General features: G+C 49.2%; 2 protein-coding genes. Both read right to left on the bottom strand.

Translation table 11 applies throughout. From position 1 onward, the window contains the following. A partial coding sequence (locus tag AC1WIP_RS15685) for a hypothetical protein (protein WP_481142703.1) occupies positions 1-1,285 on the bottom strand: 1,285 nt, incomplete at its 3' end. Between the two features lie 147 nt (positions 1,286-1,432). Next, positions 1,433-1,649: SdpI family protein (locus AC1WIP_RS15690; RefSeq protein WP_481142704.1), on the bottom strand; the 217-nt coding region annotated here is incomplete at its 5' end.

Genomic DNA, 1,649 nt, shown 5'->3' on the forward strand with positions numbered 1-1,649 from the left:
CATTGGCTGACCTTACAGCCGGATCAGCCGCCACGTCCACCACCACCTGGCCGAAGAACTGGGCGTGATTCTCTTCTTTGGAAGCGAACTCAATACTGATGATCCGCACATCCGTCTCACCGATGGTATATTCAGAGGCATTGGTAAAGGTGTGGATGCCGATCTTTCCCGCCTCGATCTGGTTAAGCAGGCCGGAAATATTCTTATCATTCTTGGACTTTGCCTGAGAAAGCCGGGGATTTTTCCCCACGCATTTCAGGCTCTGCCGCCCGCCAATCTTAACCGTAAAAGACGTCACACAGGTGATCTGCTGAGCATCCGCCTGTCCGCCGGAAAAGGTTAGCACATCCCCCAGATCAAGAGCCGGGTTTCCAATGGTATCGGAATCAAAAGGCACATAGTTCACTTTGGAAAGGGCATCCAGGATGTTCCCGCACAGTTCTGCCCTGGTCTCTTCCAGGCCAAACTGCAGTAACGGGTTGACTCCCAGGTTCATAGTCAGACCATCGTCTGTTTCCAGGGCGTAATACTCGGAAGTCTGCGTCCGCAGGTTGGTGGAACTGACTGCTGTATACCGGGTCACAAAATCAGAGAAGCGGCTGGAAAACCGATGCTTCTGCAGGATCTCCATCACCGGCGTCTCCCCGTACTGCCGGAATTCCAGTTTTCCAGCCCGGTTGATGCAGAAGAACCCGCCCAGCACCTGAGCCGTAAAATACAGCACATCCCGGTATGTCTCAATGTCATTCTCCGGGTAAATGGAGAGCAGTTCTGAGCCATTCGGGATCGCCTCAATCTCCGCCTGGGTCTGCGCCAGTTCCACCCCACAGGCCGTGCTGCACAGCGCCATCATCCCATAAGCGGTGCCGATGGTTTCAAAGCCATTGAAAGCCCGGTCAAAACGGAGCATCCGATCATAAGCCTTCAGTTCCAGCACATGGACTGACCGATTGGCTTCACTCACTTCAAAAATCCCCATAGGAACCGTTTCATAAGCGCCGCTGGCAAGCCGGAGATGATAGGACAATTCCACCTCCGCATCCTCCAGTGTATACCGGTCAATATCCAGAAACAGGCTGATCCCCATCTCTGCCGCATACACAGCGCCCAACTCGATCTCCGAATTGCCGCAGCACTGGGCCGTGATATAGCCGCTGCCTTTCACAATATCTTCCTGGTCAAAGGGATACACCACACCGCCTGCCGTGGTGATCTTTCCCGTCCAGTAATATTTCCGGGTGTTCCCCTGCACCGCCTGCAGGAACGCCTCGCTCACCGGGTACATCGGACACCCCTCCTTCCGTTTCCAGGCTTCAAAAAAGCACCAATCATTTCTGACTGATGCTCTTGGCAATATAAAATATCAGAATCATCTAACTCAACAACTTAGGATTGACCAATTTAACTTTAATTTTATTGCAGAGAATGGTAGTTATTTCTTTATTAATTTTACTGGCAACACCAAAATGGCTAATATTGTAGCTATACTGTATATAAAGAATATTATTATTGTTGTATTCATATTTGCTTTAAGCAGATATAAAATTACGGAAACAATAATACCGATAACCGCAAACAAGACACATAAGTTCCCCGCAACATTATTTGCATAGTCCCAATTTTCTTTATTTTCCATTATCTTTTTATTG

This window comes from Acetatifactor sp., assembly GCF_982438285.1.